The 17094-nt window shown below is 30.3% G+C and carries 17 protein-coding genes; 3 read left to right on the top strand and 14 right to left on the bottom strand.

Features of this window, described 5'->3' with window-relative positions; translation table 11 throughout:
• Positions 1-97: 97 nt before the first annotated feature.
• Positions 98-1489 carry a hypothetical protein gene (locus L1S49_RS18905; protein ID WP_238906940.1) on the bottom strand — a complete coding sequence of 464 codons (1392 nt, stop codon included), beginning with the start codon at positions 1487-1489 and terminating at the stop codon, positions 98-100.
• A 208-nt stretch (positions 1490-1697) separates the two neighbouring features.
• On the opposite strand from L1S49_RS18905, the gene L1S49_RS18900 reads away from it, so the two are divergent.
• A complete protein-coding gene (locus tag L1S49_RS18900; protein WP_238906939.1) occupies positions 1698-3380 on the top strand; it encodes a DNA mismatch repair protein MutS in 1683 nt (560 codons plus the stop codon).
• 21 nt (positions 3381-3401) lie between these two features.
• On the opposite strand, the gene L1S49_RS18895 is transcribed toward L1S49_RS18900, so the two are convergent.
• Both L1S49_RS18895 and L1S49_RS18890 read right to left on the bottom strand, forming a co-directional pair.
• Positions 3402-3899 carry a GNAT family N-acetyltransferase gene (locus L1S49_RS18895; protein WP_238906938.1) on the bottom strand — a complete coding sequence of 166 codons (498 nt, stop codon included), beginning with the start codon at positions 3897-3899 and terminating at the stop codon, positions 3402-3404.
• A gap of 14 nt (positions 3900-3913) precedes the next feature.
• Complete coding sequence (locus tag L1S49_RS18890; RefSeq protein WP_238906937.1) at positions 3914-4684, bottom strand: DUF2087 domain-containing protein; 771 nt, start codon at positions 4682-4684, stop codon at positions 3914-3916.
• Between the two features lie 320 nt (positions 4685-5004).
• Here L1S49_RS18890 and L1S49_RS18885 point away from each other — a divergent pair, with 320 nt between their 5' ends.
• Positions 5005-6666, top strand: a complete 1662-nt coding sequence (locus L1S49_RS18885) for a glutamine--tRNA ligase/YqeY domain fusion protein (RefSeq protein WP_238906936.1) — start codon at positions 5005-5007, stop codon at positions 6664-6666.
• Between the two features lie 38 nt (positions 6667-6704).
• Here L1S49_RS18885 and L1S49_RS18880 read toward each other — a convergent pair whose 3' ends face one another.
• The 7 genes from L1S49_RS18880 to L1S49_RS18850 all read right to left on the bottom strand — a co-directional run bounded on the left by L1S49_RS18880 (position 6705) and on the right by L1S49_RS18850 (position 12006).
• Positions 6705-6872: a hypothetical protein gene (locus L1S49_RS18880; protein ID WP_238906935.1), complete on the bottom strand. Its 168-nt coding sequence runs from the start codon at positions 6870-6872 to the stop codon at positions 6705-6707.
• A 231-nt stretch (positions 6873-7103) separates the two neighbouring features.
• The gene (locus tag L1S49_RS18875) at positions 7104-7448 is read right to left on the bottom strand and encodes a hypothetical protein (RefSeq protein WP_238906934.1); all 345 of its coding nucleotides are present in this window, start codon (positions 7446-7448) and stop codon (positions 7104-7106) included.
• A gap of 72 nt (positions 7449-7520) precedes the next feature.
• The gene (locus L1S49_RS18870; RefSeq protein ID WP_238906933.1) at positions 7521-7865 is read right to left on the bottom strand and encodes a hypothetical protein; all 345 of its coding nucleotides are present in this window, start codon (positions 7863-7865) and stop codon (positions 7521-7523) included.
• A gap of 84 nt (positions 7866-7949) precedes the next feature.
• The gene (locus L1S49_RS18865) at positions 7950-8282 is read right to left on the bottom strand and encodes a hypothetical protein (protein WP_238906932.1); all 333 of its coding nucleotides are present in this window, start codon (positions 8280-8282) and stop codon (positions 7950-7952) included.
• A 256-nt stretch (positions 8283-8538) separates the two neighbouring features.
• Positions 8539-9090 (bottom strand): Rpn family recombination-promoting nuclease/putative transposase, encoded by a 552-nt coding sequence (locus tag L1S49_RS18860; protein ID WP_238906931.1) that lies wholly within the window; start codon positions 9088-9090, stop codon positions 8539-8541.
• A gap of 159 nt (positions 9091-9249) precedes the next feature.
• Entirely contained in the window at positions 9250-11034 is a 1785-nt protein-coding gene (gene ltrA / locus L1S49_RS18855; protein ID WP_238906930.1) for a group II intron reverse transcriptase/maturase, read from the bottom strand.
• Between the two features lie 633 nt (positions 11035-11667).
• On the bottom strand, positions 11668-12006 hold the full coding sequence (locus L1S49_RS18850) for an Rpn family recombination-promoting nuclease/putative transposase (RefSeq protein ID WP_286909489.1): 339 nt from the start codon (positions 12004-12006) through the stop codon (positions 11668-11670).
• A gap of 348 nt (positions 12007-12354) precedes the next feature.
• On the opposite strand from L1S49_RS18850, the gene L1S49_RS18845 reads away from it, so the two are divergent.
• Positions 12355-12657 carry a hypothetical protein gene (locus tag L1S49_RS18845; protein WP_238906929.1) on the top strand — a complete coding sequence of 101 codons (303 nt, stop codon included), beginning with the start codon at positions 12355-12357 and terminating at the stop codon, positions 12655-12657.
• 5 nt (positions 12658-12662) lie between these two features.
• On the opposite strand, the gene L1S49_RS18840 is transcribed toward L1S49_RS18845, so the two are convergent.
• From L1S49_RS18840 to L1S49_RS18825, 4 genes are all read right to left on the bottom strand, one after another.
• On the bottom strand, positions 12663-12869 hold the full coding sequence (locus L1S49_RS18840) for a GNAT family protein (RefSeq protein ID WP_238906928.1): 207 nt from the start codon (positions 12867-12869) through the stop codon (positions 12663-12665).
• Between the two features lie 67 nt (positions 12870-12936).
• Positions 12937-13272, bottom strand: a complete 336-nt coding sequence (locus L1S49_RS18835; protein WP_238906927.1) for a GNAT family N-acetyltransferase — start codon at positions 13270-13272, stop codon at positions 12937-12939.
• 197 nt (positions 13273-13469) lie between these two features.
• Positions 13470-14837 carry an MATE family efflux transporter gene (locus L1S49_RS18830; protein ID WP_238906926.1) on the bottom strand — a complete coding sequence of 456 codons (1368 nt, stop codon included), beginning with the start codon at positions 14835-14837 and terminating at the stop codon, positions 13470-13472.
• Between the two features lie 155 nt (positions 14838-14992).
• Positions 14993-16990 (bottom strand): class I tRNA ligase family protein, encoded by a 1998-nt coding sequence (locus L1S49_RS18825; RefSeq protein ID WP_238906925.1) that lies wholly within the window; start codon positions 16988-16990, stop codon positions 14993-14995.
• Positions 16991-17094: the final 104 nt, after the last annotated feature.

Here is a 17094-nt window from a genome sequence, read left to right as displayed (position 1 = left end):
ATGTTCTTAAATACTTGATGTTAGTTGCAATAATCACACTATAAAAGAAAGATAGATATTCAAAGCTTTCTTCAAATATCTATCTTAGTATTCATTTTTATATAATCAGCATAGCTACAATTGTAGTTGCTATTAATCCTATTACTACAGGTTTTAAATTCTTCTTTGCAAGTTCAAAGGCATCAACTTTGCAGATAGCTGCTACAGGTATTAAAGCCCAAGGAACTATAGTTCCTCCACCTACCCATATTCCTGCTATTTGTCCTAAAGCTGTTAAAGTTGCTACTCCACCACCTAAAGCTGTTGAGAATATCTTAGAAATTGAACCAACTAAGGATATTCCTGAAAAACCTGATCCATCTAATCCAGTTATTGCTCCTACTACTGTAATTGTACTAGATGAAATAACAGAGTTTATTGGAACTGTATTTGCAAGAGCTGCGCCTAAATCATTAACTATTCCGTTAGAATTTTCAGGAAGAATATGCCCAAATATTTCTGTAATTGCTGCATCTCCAAGATAAAAGAAAGCTGCTATTGGTATTACAACACCAAATATCTTAAACCCAAACTGAAGTCCTTTAACAAGATTATCAGTGATTTTCTCTAGAGACTCTTTCTTATAACTTAAGATTGAAACTATACTTAATATAAATACAGCAGTTCCACCAATTAAAGCTGTAGCATCTCCTCCCTGCAATTTATAGACATACATTATAACTATATCTATTCCAAAAAGTACTACTATTCCTAATGCTAAAATTCTTCTAATTGTTTTTGATTCAATAAGCATATTAGGCTTTTCCTCTTCACTATCTAGTGCATATTCATCAGATAAATTACCTGCTTTTAAATCCTTTCTTAGAAAATAGAAGGCAGCCACTGTAGTTACTACCCCCATAGTTATTGTAAGTGGAATACTTGAATATAAAACATCAGCTACTGGTATACCAGCTGCATCTGCTGTAAGTTTAGGTGCTGCTTGAATAATGTAGTCACTAGATAAGGCTATACCATGTCCAAACAAATTCATAGCAATAGCTACCCCCATAGCAGGAAGCCCCGCCTTCTTAGCTATAGGTAAAAACAAAGCCCCTATAAGAGCTACTGCTGGAGAAGGCCAGAAAAACCAAGATAGGATCATCATAAAAATTCCTATTGCCCAATAAGCAACCCAATAGTTTTTGATAACCTTTCTAAAAGGTGATACCATTTCATCATTTATTCCAGAATCCATTAAAGTCCCACTCATGGCTGTTATTATAGATATTATAAAAATTGTAGGCATAAGTTCTTTTGTTGCATAAACAAAGCTATTAAATATGCCCATAACAGATTGATACAAAGAACTAGTTCCAACTACACCAAGTATAAAAATACCCAGTATGCATATTAAGGATATATCTTTTTTCTTAATCATTGCTAGTATTATTATGATAATAAAAGCTAGATAAATATAATGAATTGGGCTTAATGTTAAGTTAATCATCTCTTCCTCCCATAATCGTTACTATATTGTTAGATTATGTAGGAAACATATCCTTAGTTACCTGTGCTTATGTGGTTACTATTAAATATTTTTTATTAACAAATTTATATCTCCTTCTATTAACATAAAGGTAAAATATGCAATTAAAGTTAAGTTATGATAAAATATTAAATAAAACTATTATTAAAATCCATAGGGGGATAGAAGCATGAAACTGACTATACTTATAGTAGTATTAATTGTAATAATATTATATGCAGTTTATAGTAATCATAAAAGAAAAGTTGAGATGATGGCCAAGATAAATAGTGAGTTTGGAGAAAAGCCTAAAAAATTTCATGAAAATTTCGATATGAGTTTTGTTATGGCATATTATAAATCTCGTAAAGAAAATGAGAAATCTAGTGATTCAATTGATGAATTAACATGGAACGATCTAGATATGGATAGTGTTTTTAAACGAACAAATTACACAAGTACAACTTTAGGAGAATCCTATCTCTACTATAAATATAGAGAAGTTTCTTACGATAATGATTACTGGAATACCACAGAAGAACTTATTAAGGCCTTTAATCAAAATAAAGACTTAAGAAATTCTATTAAATTTAATCTTATGAATGTAGGTAAATTAAATGATACTAAACTCATTCACTTCATTTATAACCCGACCTTCAGTACTATATCAGGTTATTACAAGTATCCTTTACTTGCAATAGGACTTATATTATCAATCTTAACTTCATTTATAGTTCCAAGCATAGGTGTATTATTAACAGTGTTTTTTGTATGCGCTAATATCTTGTTTTATCAAAGTGCTAAACTTTATTTAGAAGAAAACTTTGATGTCATGATTTATTTATTAAATAACATTAAACTATGTCAGAAATTATCTAAAGTAAAGGATAAAGATTTTGATGGATTTAGAGAAAAGTTAGAAACTTCCTTAAAAAATTTTAAAAAACTTAAAAATATAAAAAGATATAGCTCTACATTAGATAATTCAAAGAATATAATATTTTCTGATTCTGATATTTTTCTTCAATATATTAAGATGCTTTTCATGGTTGATATCATTGCCTATCAAAATATATCTAAAATATTAGAAGAAAATAAAGAATACCTTTATTTAATTTATGATTTAGTGGCCCAATTAGATTTTGCTTTAAGTATTGTATATTACAGAAAAAGCGTTGATGAATATGTGAATCCAGAATTTGCAGAAGATAACACCATGGAATTAGAAGATATTTATCACCCACTTCTTGATGACCCTATTAAGAATTCAATACATATAGATAAAAACATCATCTTTACAGGGTCTAATGCATCAGGAAAGTCTACCTTTATTAAAGCTGTTGCACTAAACTCTATCATGGCACAAAGCTTAAATACAGCCCTCTGCTCTAAGTATAGATGTAGATTTTCCAAAGTTGTTACATCAATGGCAATAAGAGATAACATTCTTGAAGGAGATAGTTATTTTATAGCAGAAATCAAAAGCTTAAAAAGATTGTTAGACTCCTTAAATGGTGATGTACCTATCTTAGCATTTATTGATGAAATACTTAAAGGAACTAACACTATTGAGAGGATATCAGCTTCTGCATCTATATTAAAATATGCTAAAACAACCAATGCACGAATTTTGGTTGCAACTCATGATATTGAACTAACTCAGATGATTGAAAATGGATATGATAACTATCATTTTAGAGAAACAGTTACAGATGATGATATCATATTTGATTACAAACTAAAAAAAGGCCCATCAACAACAAGAACTGCAATAAAGTTATTAAAAACCATGAACTTTAAATCTGATGTTGTAGATGATGCCAACTCTATTTATGATGATTTTGTTAAAAATCAAAAGTGGTCAACAGTTTAAAACTGTTGACCATTTTTTTATCTAATTCAGACCTTTCTTCATAGAAACCCCATCCAAACTAACTTCACCCCATGCCAGTTTTACACTTTCTTCTTTAACAAATCCATTATTAATCCAAAAATCAAATACTGATTTATCATAGTTTGTTACTACATCTATTTTTATGAATTTACTTTTTTGAGATATCACATATTTTTCAAAAGCTTTAAAAATTAGATTTCCTAAACCTTTGCCTTTTAATGAATCATCTATCATTAGTAGTGATAAATAGGTTTCTTCCCCTAACTTAAAATCCATGATACCTAATATTTTTTGTGATGGGCCTTCTATTATCTTACATGAATAAAATCCAGCCTCTTTCATGTCTTTGATATCATTTATCAACCATTCATGGTCCACTTTATAAGAATCAAGATGTACCATCAAAAAGTTCTTATTAGAATTATAAACATCAACAATTTCATCTAAATCTTTATATTCAACTAAATCTACATAAAAACCATCAACATCAAATAACATATAAATTCCTCACTCTACTCCTTAACCCAATAAGAACTACAATCCTTGGATCTTTCTATAAATCCATACTCAACCATTGCTCTTCTTAAGGTTGCATTATCTTCATATATTCTTTTTAAAACTCTGTTTATTTCTTTTTCAGTATATTTCTTACCTTTAGTGAAATTTTTAGTTATTTCAGAAAGTACTATTATCTTCTTTTTCTCTCTTGCTGGATAAGTTTTGATAGCTCCATTTTCATCAAAATAAGCTTTGATAACACTTTCTCTTTCCTTATCTGTGATGTTATATCGATCATCTACAGTAGTTGCTGTTCTATGCGCATCATGTAGAGTTTCTTTATCTAGTTTGTTTACCTTCTTGTTAGTGTTTTCTGTTATAAGTTCCATGATGGCTAAAAACAATCTTGCTTGTTTTTCTTTTTCTCTTAATTTATAACGATGATTTCTTATGGTTGACTGAGCAACTCCAAGTTTTGCTGATATCTCTTTATCTGTAAGCCCAGAAGCTATTAATGTTAGTAGTTCTCTTTGAACCTCTGATACACCTGTGAAGGTACTGTTCATTCCTAACAAATATTCTAAGCTTGAACCATGAGCACTTTCTAAATGGAGTTCAGCTGATTTTTTACCATCATAAAGAGCTCCATCTATTTCATATATTCTTCCCTTTATGAATTTTTCATTGCATATGATGCAGCTATAGCCTTCTTCATCTTCTATAAAACCTTTTTTAACTTCATCAATACTTGCATCCCAAAGTAATTCTATATTATCTTCTTTCATCTTATTTTAACCTTCTCTCATTGTAATCTTATTTATATTTTATGTTTTATTTTTAGTTTTGTCTATATATTTATAAACTTTTATTTACTTTGTCTATAATTTTCTCTTTCCTAAAAGAAGAAATCTATTCATTTTTCTAAAGAATATAAATATCATAGTGCAGAAATTAAGATGTTTTCTATGCAATTTTAAATATTTTCTAGCACTTTAGCTTTATTTTTCCTTTATATTAGATTAAAATTATTAGAGTATTGGAAATAAAACTTAGTTAAGAAACCAGTTTTCTTAATTTAAATATACTTATAGGAGATGTTAAACTTATGGCAAATGAAATTAATCCGTCTAACTTTATAAGAAATATAGTTATTGAGGATCTGGAAAATGGTAAACACAAAGAAATAATCACTCGTTTCCCACCAGAACCTAATGGCTACCTACATATAGGTCATGCTAAATCTATACTTTTAAACTTTGGTTTAGCAAAAGAATTCAGAGGAAAAACTCACTTAAGATTTGATGATACTAATCCTGTAAAAGAAGATACTGAATATGTTGAATCAATCAAAGAAGACGTTAAATGGCTAGGTGGAAACTGGGATGAACTTTTCTTTGCATCTAACTATTTTGATGAAATGTATGCTAGAGCTGTTTTATTAATAAAGAAAGGATTAGCTTATGTTTGTGATTTAACTCCAGAACAAGCTAAAGAATATAGAGGAACATTAACAAAACCAGGTGTTGATAGTCCATATAGAACTAGATCGATTGAAGAAAACTTAGATTTATTTGAAAGAATGAAAAAAGGTGAATTCAAAGATGGAGAAAAAGTTTTAAGAGCTAAAATAGATATGACATCTCCTAATATAAACATGAGAGATCCAATAATCTATAGAATATCTCACTCAACTCACCATAACACAGGTGATAAGTGGTGTTTATACCCAATGTATGACTTTGCTCATCCACTTGAAGATGCTATAGAAGGAATAACTCACTCTATATGTACACTAGAATTTGAAGATCATAGACCTCTTTATGACTGGGTTGTAAGAGAATGTGAAATGGACTGTACTCCAAGACAAATAGAATTTGCAAGATTAAACATCACAAACACAGTTATGAGTAAAAGAAAACTTAAACAACTAGTTGATGAAAAAGTAGTTGATGGATGGGATGACCCTAGAATGCCTACTATTTCAGGTTTAAGAAGAAGAGGATGTACACCAGAAGCTTTAAAGAACTTCTGTACAGCTATTGGAGTTTCTAAAGCTAATTCCATCGTTGATTCTCAAATGCTTGACTACTTCATAAGAGAAGATTTGATGCTTAAAGCTCCATTAACTATGGGAGTTATAAATCCATTAAAACTAATAATAACAAACTATCCAGAAAATGAATCAGAAATGATTGAACTTGAAAATAACGCTAAAGATGAAACTCAAGGTAAGAGATTGGTTCCTTTCTCAAGAGAATTATATATAGAAAAAGAAGATTTCATGGAAGTACCTCCAAAGAAATACTTCAGACTTTTCCCTGGAAATGAAGTTAGATTAAAAGGTGCTTACTTTGTAAAATGCACTGACATCATAAAAGATGAAAATGGTGAAGTTGTTGAAGTACATTGTACCTATGACCCAGAAACTAAGAGCGGTTCTGGTTTCACTGGAAGAAAAGTTAAAGGAACTATTCACTGGGTAGATGCTAAAACTTGCGTCCCTGCTGAATTTAGATTATACGAACCATTAATCTTAGATGATGCACCTGAAAATGAAGGAAAACACTTCCTAGAACAAATAAACCCTAACTCAATGGAAGTTTTACAAGGTTTCATAGAACCAACAGCATTTAAAACTGCTAAACCTCAAGATAAGTTCCAAATGGTTAGAAACGGATTCTTTAATGTAGATACTAGATACTCAACTGATGAGAAATTAGTATTCAACAGAATAGTATCATTAAAATCATCATTTAAATTAAGCTAATAATAAAGAGGATATACTAGATAAAATAGTATGTCCTCTTATTTTTTAATCCCTTTGCACATGGTTTTCTTTTGGCACTTAGGGCAATATAGACTTTTATAATTTACTCCAGCATTAACTCCAAAAACATTTTGCTTTAAGGTTACTTCGAATTCTTGTCCACATTCATCACATATCCACTTGTAATTAACTGTACTCCAGTACATTAAAATAAAAATTCCTATAAATAATCCAACTACTCCAAAAATAAGTAATATAATATTTACACCTTCTTCCTGTAGGAGCGTTCCTAAAAGGAATCTAATGAGACTTAAAAAGAAGTCTCTACAGAGAAGTAGTGCAGCTCCATCAAACTCCTTTTAACCTTCCTCCTGTAGAAGTCTCGTAGAGACTTCATTAAATTCATTTAAGAACTTCATTTTAATATAGCTCCATTCTTAAAGTTTGTTTTGCTTTTTTATTACTTTTTGTAAATACTCTTTCATATTGTCTTTATAGATTGCAATAAAAAATAAAAAGATTCCTATAACCCTTAGCGGAAACGCCCTTATAGGTAACACCATTACCACACAAAAAATCATAAAAGCAATCGCTAATATTGTGATATCTTTTCTATTTCCTCTAGTTAATCTATCTTTAATTTCATCCTTTAGTGACACGGTAAGAAACACTATAAGCCCAGCTCCCTTTAAAATATATCTATCATCTGGTAAGTATGCTGCAACAATAAGAATTACAGTGGCAATAACTTGGATTATAACATCTCTTTTATTTTTAATCATTCTCTCACCCCTTAATTTTGTAGAAGTCTCCTAGAAACCTCATTAAATTCAATTAAGAACCTCAACCTCTTCTTAAATCTTGTTGTCCTTTTTTCTGAATCTTTGTATTGAGTCCTTAATGTTTTCTTTATATATTGCAGCTATAAATAAAAATATACCTAAAAACTGCATGAAAATCATCTCACCTGGCAAAATCATTACCGCACTAAAAAACAGAAAAGCCATGACTAAAATTGTAATATCCTTTTTGTTTCCCTTATTGAGAATATCCTTTATTTCATCTTTAGCGATTGCAGTAAATAATATTACATATCCAATTCCCTTAAATCTATACTTATCGTATGGAAGAAAGGTCGTTGCTAAAAATATTAAATAAGCAGCTAACCGAATTGCGAAATCTTTTTGACGTTTAGTCACACCATCACCCCTAATATTAGTTTATTTAAATTTGAGATATCTTTACCATTTTGTAAAAGCACTTATTTTTAAGCTTTACTTATATCATAATTTATCTTTTTTAAATCTTTTAAAGTATGTTGTAATATCTTCTTTAAATATTACAAAACTAAATAAAAATACTCCTCCAAAATTCACACTATGAATAGGTAAAATCATTGTTAAGAAAAATATCACATAGGTAATTACCAAAATCACATTATCTTTTTTATTTCCTTTAGATAAAACATTCTGTATAGCCTCGCTAGATATTGAGGTAAAGATTATTATGCGCCCAAATCCCTTTACAGTGTTATCACCATAAGGAAGAAAAGTTATTATTAAAATTATTAGGAAAAAAACTAACTTAATTACAAAATCCTTTTGAAGTTTAGTCACACCATCACCTCTAATTTTTGTTGAGTAATAAGACTATTACACAAAAACACTTACCATTTGTGTAATTATATCCATTATACCATGTAATTTCCAAATTGATAACTTAAGTTTCATAGATCATATTTGTTCCATTATTAACACATGCTAATAATTTGATGGGCCTCTTGATGTACCTTTTATTTTCTTATAACTAAAAGAAGTCTGATATCTAAAATTAATTTAGATATCAGACTTCCATGTATTACTTAAAATTTCTTTAATTTTTCAAACTTTTTACTATATCAATTGATAATCCAGTTTTATTAGCTATTGTTTCATCATCTAATAATCCTATTAGATTTCTTGCAATATCTATTTTCCCTTTTTCTATTCCTTCTCTTATTCCTTCTTCTCTTGCACTTTTCTCTCTTGTTAACTGATCCATAATTTCAGCTTGCCTTGCCTCATATGCCATCCTAGCTTCTTTGCTTTTACTTACTCTTTGTAATATTTCATAAGCAGTTTTTATATTTTCATTTCTTTCAGCTAACATTTCCATTCCCTCCTTTGATTTTGCATCAATAAATTCAAGCCAATCTAAGCTTGGGTCATCTACATCCTTCAGACTATCTAATCTTTCAAGCTTTGGAAGTTCTAAGAAGTGAATTTCTAATACATCAGTTAATTTATACAAAGTATCATCTTCAACTATATGAAATCTTGTATGTATTTTATTAAGAGGTATTCTCTCAAAGTCCACAATATTTATAGTTATGCACTTCTTTAATTTATCATATGTATCTCCAGGCATTACTTGACTATTATACAATGATAATAGGTAAGGCTTTGACATCATCTCTACCTTTTCCCTTATCCCACACCGTGCGTGAAACTTTCGCTTCACACGGCGTTCCAACAAATGAACCTTGTCCTCCCTCGGACTAAGATACAAAATAAATTATTGTACTTACATGAAGAATATATTTATTTAACTACAGCTTTTACATTTCCAAACAAGATTTTGCACTTTATTAATTTGATTTAAGGGTAACGTCATATCCTTATGATTACATACTCTATTTCCTTGGCCTAGGTGTAATTTACACTTTCTACACTTACCTCTATCTCTATTGTATGCATATTCTCTATTCATATAGTATTCAAAGTTATATATACTATCTTTGCATTTTGCATTTTGTAAATCGGCTTGGGAATATAATGGTGGTCTATTCAACGGTTGTCTTTTTCTGGTATTTTGTTTTTCATACAACTCTCTACCTATAGCGGTATAAGGTGTCATCTTTTGATTAAAAGGATATTTTTCCCATCGGGAATGTGTAATGAATGCCTTTGTGATTCCAATTTTCATCCCATCTAATTCAACTCCAAATACTTTGCTGTCATAACCTTTATGTCTTTGAGGTCGATTATTTAACTCCTTCATAGGATATTTATGCCACTTAATGTCCTCATTATATATTTTCCTAAATACCGTGTATGCACAACAGTCAACATTGTTATCTATTCTATTGAATACTTTACCGCATATTGATATTTTCCAATATTCAGCGATTCCCGTTATTATTGAGTTTATTTTCTCTATTTGTATTGCCCTTTGTATATTATTGGGAATAGTTTTTAACTTCCTTATCTCCTGCGTTATCTTAGATATCTGCTTACTAACTCTCTTAGGATTTGGATAAACTTTCCCTACAATATTTTCGGGATTTGGTTTACTAGGCGTACTTCTAGGCTTCTCCGCTATGATATTAAATCCTAAAAACTTCACAGGTTTCTTTGTCATATCTGTTATCACAGTCTTCTCTTCTGATAGCTCAACTTTTAATTTTGCTTTAAAATATTTGAGTAATTTCCTCAATATTCTTGTTGCTTCACCTTCGGTCGTTGTAAGTATAACCCAGTCATCAGCATATCGAATAAGATGCTTTGGTATAACGCCATTACTTCTTAATCTCTTCTTATCGCTATTTATGAACTTACATCGTTGTGTTGGAAATTGATATTGTTTCCCTATCATCCAATCAAAGCTATTTAAGTATATATTTGCAAGAATAGGTGATAAAATTGAGCCTTGAGCAGTTCCTTTTTGAGTGTTTATGTACATTTCATACTCAATGTATCCTACTCTAAGCATTTCTTTAACAATGCTTAGTATCCTTTTATCATGAATCCCCATCTTCCAAAGAACATTAATCATTCTTCTATGATTTATGTTATCAAAATACCCCTTAATATCTCCTTCGATTGCGTATAAGCATTTATTTTTCTTTCCTGTTGTTATTATATGTGTCACTTGTTTCACAGCGTGTTTCGTTGCTCGATATGGTCTGAATCCAAAGCTGCAGGGAAAGAATTTTGCTTCAACTATGGGTTCAATAACAGTTCTTATACATTCTTGAATTATTCTGTCTAAGGCTGTTGAGATACCTAAAGGACGCTTATCACCATTACTTTTAGGAATGTAAATTCTTTTACTTGGTTTAGGTCTATAGTTATAAGCACTATCACGAACTAAGTTTATCAACTCATTCCTATCCATTTGGAGATAATCTTCTATCTTCTTCTTGTCAATACCTGCGGTATTAGCTCCTTTATTCGATTTAACATTGTGTATTGCTGTAATTATTGTTACCTCATTAAATGCAATTTCTAATAATCCGTTAAAACTCTTGTTTAGTTTACTCTTTTCATAAATAAAATCTAGCTTAGCTTTCAATTCTGCTTCGCTGGAAAAGTTGTCGTTTAAATGCATAGTTTTCTCCTATGGTTCGTTACCAATATCTCATGGAATTTCAACTTCTCTCATTCTTATATGTAAATTCATCTGTCTGGAGCCCTTCGCCAAGTACTTACCTTTCGTAAGCTCAGACTACTATGACTCCGCTGACTTCCTTTAAGCTTCATAGAACCGTTATTCTCCACTTAAAGGCTCTCCTACGTTCCATTTTGCATATCCTTATATTACAAACTTTAGGTATTTGCTTTACCCCGAAAAACGGATTATCGTTTGAACCACAGTTATTCGATATCCCTATGCAATATTTCAATTGCAAGAAATATATTTAACTAAACTGTAAATATATTAGTCTTTAAATTTTCAGCTTTCGCTGGCTCTACCTTACGAGGCGTCATAGCAAATTTCATTACGGTTACCATGGTTTGAGGATGCCCGAATTATTTATATCCATATCCTACAGGACTTAGGCTTTCAAATCCGACTTCACCCCGCTTTGTACATTAACTGATAACGGTCATAAAATGCACAGGGGAGTATTAGCAATAGCATTTTCAAGCGGTTCCATGCTAAAGTGGGATTACACCACTTAATTCTACAAAATAGTTCAACCCCATATGTATGGGGTTGGTGCTTTATCGTTTAACTAACTTATGCACAACGCAGCGCACTTTTTGACCAGTAGAATAATGTTCTTTCTGCCATAAATTCAGTAGGCAGTATTTGAATTTCTATATCTATCTGCTCGTTATTTCTAGTCTTAACTCTTATATCTAAAACACCTTTTTTGTCTTCTTTAAATTCTCTTAATAATTCAGTGTTTAATAACTCTATTTCCATAAATTCTTCTTTTGGTAAATTCAATACTGCACTCAAAAATGCTGCCAAAACAGATTTATTCTTTTCATCACCGAAAATAAGCTTAAATACAAAATCAACTTTTGGAGACATTATAAAGTCATCATCGTAATTACTGTATTTATTGTTCATAGTTTACTTTCACATCCTTTTATATGGCTATCATTTACTAAAAAAAACTCAAATGTAACCATTGAAAATACTATATCTTCTTATATTTATTATATCATATTTATGTGTTTCAATCATCTCATATAAAAGATTTAATTATGTATAATTATCAGCAAAAATCACATTATTTAATCATAAAAAAATAATAAAGGTTAGGATAGATCTTACATCAATACGTCTAAACGAATTCTAATGAAATACTTGCACATTTTCTATAGCAATATGACTAATTGATAGAAGCTATTTTCAGCTTCAATCTAATCCTTTTTATGGTATAATATTACTATCTAATATTGGGAGGTTTTGTCTATGAACGAATCTAATAATGATTTTTCAAAAACCATCAATGACATTGAGGAGTTTAATAAAAAAGTTAATACTCCAGAGTATTTGACTTCTGGGAAACAAACTCTTTTAGTTAAGAATTTAGGTAAATCTAAATTAGGTTTATTAGTATTAGGGATTCTTGGAATTCTTTTTTCTATGATTTCTTTTATCACATCGCTACAAAACAATACCTTTGATATTTTTGAAACTTTTAAAACTCTATTTATATTTTTAATATCATCTCTATTCTTATTTAAAGGAATTAATCTTTATAAAAATAAGTAATTAACTTAGTCCTTTATTAATGAAAACATGTTTAAGTCTTGATGCTTGTCTCTAAAGTAAACATACTTCCTAAGATAACCTTCATGCAGAAAACCTAGTTTCTTAAGCATGTTTTCAGCACTCCTACCCTGTAGAAGTTTGTAGAACTTCATTAAATTCCTTTTATTTTCTATTCTTTTTATTACACTTTTCTCTCTTGTTAACTGATCCATAATTTAAGCTTCGTTTTAATATTTTTATGAAACATTTACGTATTTCTACAGCAATATTCAGATGAATCTAATGAAGCTGAGGAACGCTTCTACAGCAACAAGGTGCATACCCTATTTCAGCTCTAAAGTGCCTTTTATTCCAATTATGATAGCCACATGTTCCAATTAACTTGCTTGTACTTTTTAATTCTATTCCCCATCTTATGCCCATATCTACTTCAAAAGACTCTTTGAACTTTTCAATCATAACTTCAACTGTTGAAATATCATTAATTGGATATATTCCATAATACTTCATAACATCTTCTGATGAATATATAGAAAACATCTCTTTTAAATCTTTTTCTGTAATAAGTCTTAGTCTTAGTCGCTCTGTTTCGATTACTGGAAATTCATTGTACATATCCGTATCCCCTATCTTTTAGATATTTTAATTTTTCATACTCACTTTGTATAATTAATTCTATTGTACCATAAATTTCCTAATTGATTTTATCTTCATATCTTCATGGTTCGTCATAAGTGCACTAACCATTTCATGATAGGCCTTTTTCATATACATGTTAGACCCATCATTATAATAAGTTCTAGTTATAGATGTTAACTTGCTATTTCCTGCTGAATCTTATTACCACCGTCTTTAATATAGGGGTTTTTATAAAATGAGTATACTAGTTGTCCAGCCATTAAACACCAGATTACTGGTTCGCATATTATAACACCAAAGTAACCCATTTTCCCTATAAGGAAATATACAAATACTATCTTACCAAAAAATTCAATTATACTAGATATTAGAGGAACAATCTTTTGCCCAATTCCTTGGAGGGCATTTCTTAAATTTAGAAGTATACCTAAAATTGCATAAAAAGGTGCATTTATCATTAAGTATAATGACCCATTGTGAATCACAGTGTATTCGCTAGATCCTGATATTGCTCTCATAAGTACTGGTGATAAAAATAATGAAATTACAAAGGCTATGGCTCCCCAAGCTATAGAAATTATATTTACATATCTGACAGCTTGCCTTATTCTCTTCACTTTATTTGCCCCCTTATTCTGTGAGACAAAGGTTGAAATACTCATTGATAATATACCAATAGGTAAGGTAAGAAAACTACTAAGTTTACGTGCTGCAACATGACCTGCAATAATAAGATATCCAAATCCATTAATTGCAGTTTGAAGAATAACTGTCCCAGTTGACACTATGAGAAGCATAATTCCCATGGATAAACCTTGTCCAGCTAGATCCATATATAACTCCTTATCGAATTTAAAATGCTCTTTTTTTGGAATAAGTATCTTACATTTATAAAATATATAGACAATACATAAAAGTGCTGATATTCCTTGAGCTATAACTGTTGCAACTGCTGCTCCCCTTATTCCCATACTAAATTTAGTAATAAAAAGTATATCTAATATGACATTTAATACTGATGATATTATAAGAAATACCAAGGGCATGAAACTGTTTCCAATAGTTCTTAAAAAACCTGCACACAGATTATAAACAAAGGTAACCCCAACAAAAATTGTAACCGTATAAACATAATAATAAGCTTCATTTATAATATTTTCTGGAGTATGCAATAGTTGTAATAGAGGAAATAAAAATAATTTAACTATAATCATAATAAATATAGTAATTATTCCTCCTATAACAATAGAAGAAGCTACTGATTTTTTTACTAACTCTTCATCTTTTGCACCATAACTACGGGCTGTTACTATACTAAGTCCATTGCCTATACCTAACGCAAACCCAATTAACATCTCATATATAGCTGTGGTAGATCCTATTGCAGCTAAAGATGTATCCCCTAAAAAATTTCCTACAATCATTATATCTGCCATATTATATAGTTGTTGAAATATACTTGATATAAACAGTGGAATCGTAAATATAATTAACGACTTAAGTATTTTTCCATTTAATAAGTCTACTTTTGTATTAAACATATGTCCTCCTTTTAAATTAAAATTCTATTTAATTATACACCCCCTGCAATACTTTGTGGTTTCAAATTTTAAAACTATTGTATATACTTTTAATCTAATTGTATTTCTTTTTCATGATGGACCTCTTAGGCCCATCATGATAAGAAAATTGATTATCACTTTGCAGTTTTTTCACTTAATTGACTTTCATGTTTCTCAAAGAAATCAACTCTAGGCATCAAATACTTCAACTTATGCCCTCTATCAATAAAGTTATATATAGGTTCAAATATAAAATCCCAATTCCAAAGTTTTTTATCTACATTTAGATAATCTCTTGCTTTTTCACATCCAGTTGGAGCTATAGGATGAAGTAAGGTTATGATGGTTCTTACAGCATGAAAGCTGTCTATGAGAACTTGTTTTCTTAATACATCATCATGTTCGCTTTCTGCTTTTTTCATGTTACTTACCCAGTACTTATTCATTTTTCTTATATAACTATCAAGAACATAAATCACACTGTGAAATTCATGATTGTACATGTTGTTTTCATAGTTTATTATGGACTCTTTAGCTTCTTCTAAGATTTCTTCACTTATTTCTCCTACTGGTATTTCTGAATCATAGTACTTTTGAGAAGTGTAGAAACATGATCGAACAAGTCTATTAAATACATTAGTAAGAAGATTTCCATCTTTTAATACTGGATCTGCTCCTTGTTTCTCTTCTTCACTCATAAATACTTGAGGAGTAAAGCTGGCACTTTTCCTTGATAGACCTAAACTTAGAAAATGCATTCTTAATTGCTCTGGAGTGTAGAAATTTAATAATTCTCTTGCCATAGGTGGTTTAACTTTACCACTGCTGCTAGCTTTTTTATCCATAAACAATAGATGATTATTTGCAATCAAGTGTGGAATGTTGATGTTTTCGAAGTCTACCTTGTTATCATAGTTTATTCCTGTAAGTGCCATGAAAAGGCCCATCTCAGCAACACCATAAAAATAGATATTATCTTCTCCCATAAATTGATACACCTTTGATTCTTTTGAATTCCAGAAATTTTTCCACTCATCTTTGTCTTCTCCTATTGATTCTAGATAGGCCTTAGTAAATGATATTGGGGCCCATAAAGATTCTGGCCATACCCAAAAAGTAAGATTTTTGAGTTCTTCTTTATCAGGTACCTCTATACCCCATTCAACATTTCCTGATAATCTAAAAGGAACTAAAGTCTTTCCTGTCCTAAATCTAATACCCATTTTATCAAATACGTCTCTTGCTTTATCTCTATCTTCTAGGTTCTTAAATATGAAAGAGATTGAGGCTTTCTTAGAATCATCTTCAACTGTATGAGTTGGAAGTTTTTCATCTAAATCTGTTATTTCTTCAAGTTGCTTACGTTTTACATATATAATTGGTGGTTTTAAAAACTCCTCAATAGTATTTAAGACATATTTTCTCCAATTTGATGTTTTTCTTAAATGCTCAACACCATCACTTAATAGGTGCATGTATTTATCTAATTCAAAATACCAATTAGCTACATCTACAAGTTCAGGTGTTTTGCCTGATAATATGCTCTTAGGATCAATTAACTCGTTAGGCATATATTGATGTCCTAAATCACATTCATCTGCATAACCTTTTTCAGAACTGCATCCTTCTATAGGGCATTTACCTATTACTTGCCTTCCATTTAATAAGGCTTTAAAATCAGGATCATAAAATTGTGGTGATGATAACTTAACTAGATATCCATTATCATATAAGTTATTAAATATTTCTTTTGATAATTCCTTGTGTATTTGTCCTGCTCTTCCTAGTGAAGAACCAGCATATAAACTTGGATTTATTTCATATTTATCTAATACATCTTTTTGTTTTTCATGATTCTCAAGAACATACTCTTCTAATGTTTTATTATAAGAACCCTCATCTACAAGTTTTTTGTAACTTGCAAGTATTGGAGAACCATAACAATCTGTTCCTGATACAAATATAACATTTTCCTCACCTATTCTATCCTTCAAAAACCTTGAGAAAGTATCTGCATGCACAAATACACCGCCTACATGACCAAAGTGTAAATCTTTATTACCATATGGCATTCCAGAAGTTATAACTGCTCTTTTGGGAAAGACAGGTCTTTCTAATTTTCTTTTTTCCATAATATTCACTCCTTAAAAATCTGTATTTAATGAGTCAAGTACCACCGGCTCAGCCGGAGGCTTGATTAAGCCCTATAAGGGCATGATACTGGCGGCGCTACTCG

It is taken from the genome of Clostridium sp. YIM B02506 (genome assembly GCF_022324845.1).
GTDB lineage: Bacteria > Bacillota > Clostridia > Clostridiales > Clostridiaceae > Clostridium_T > Clostridium_T intestinale.
The sequence above is the reverse complement of the archived record's forward strand: the minus strand, read 5'-3'. Positions and strand labels throughout refer to the sequence as shown.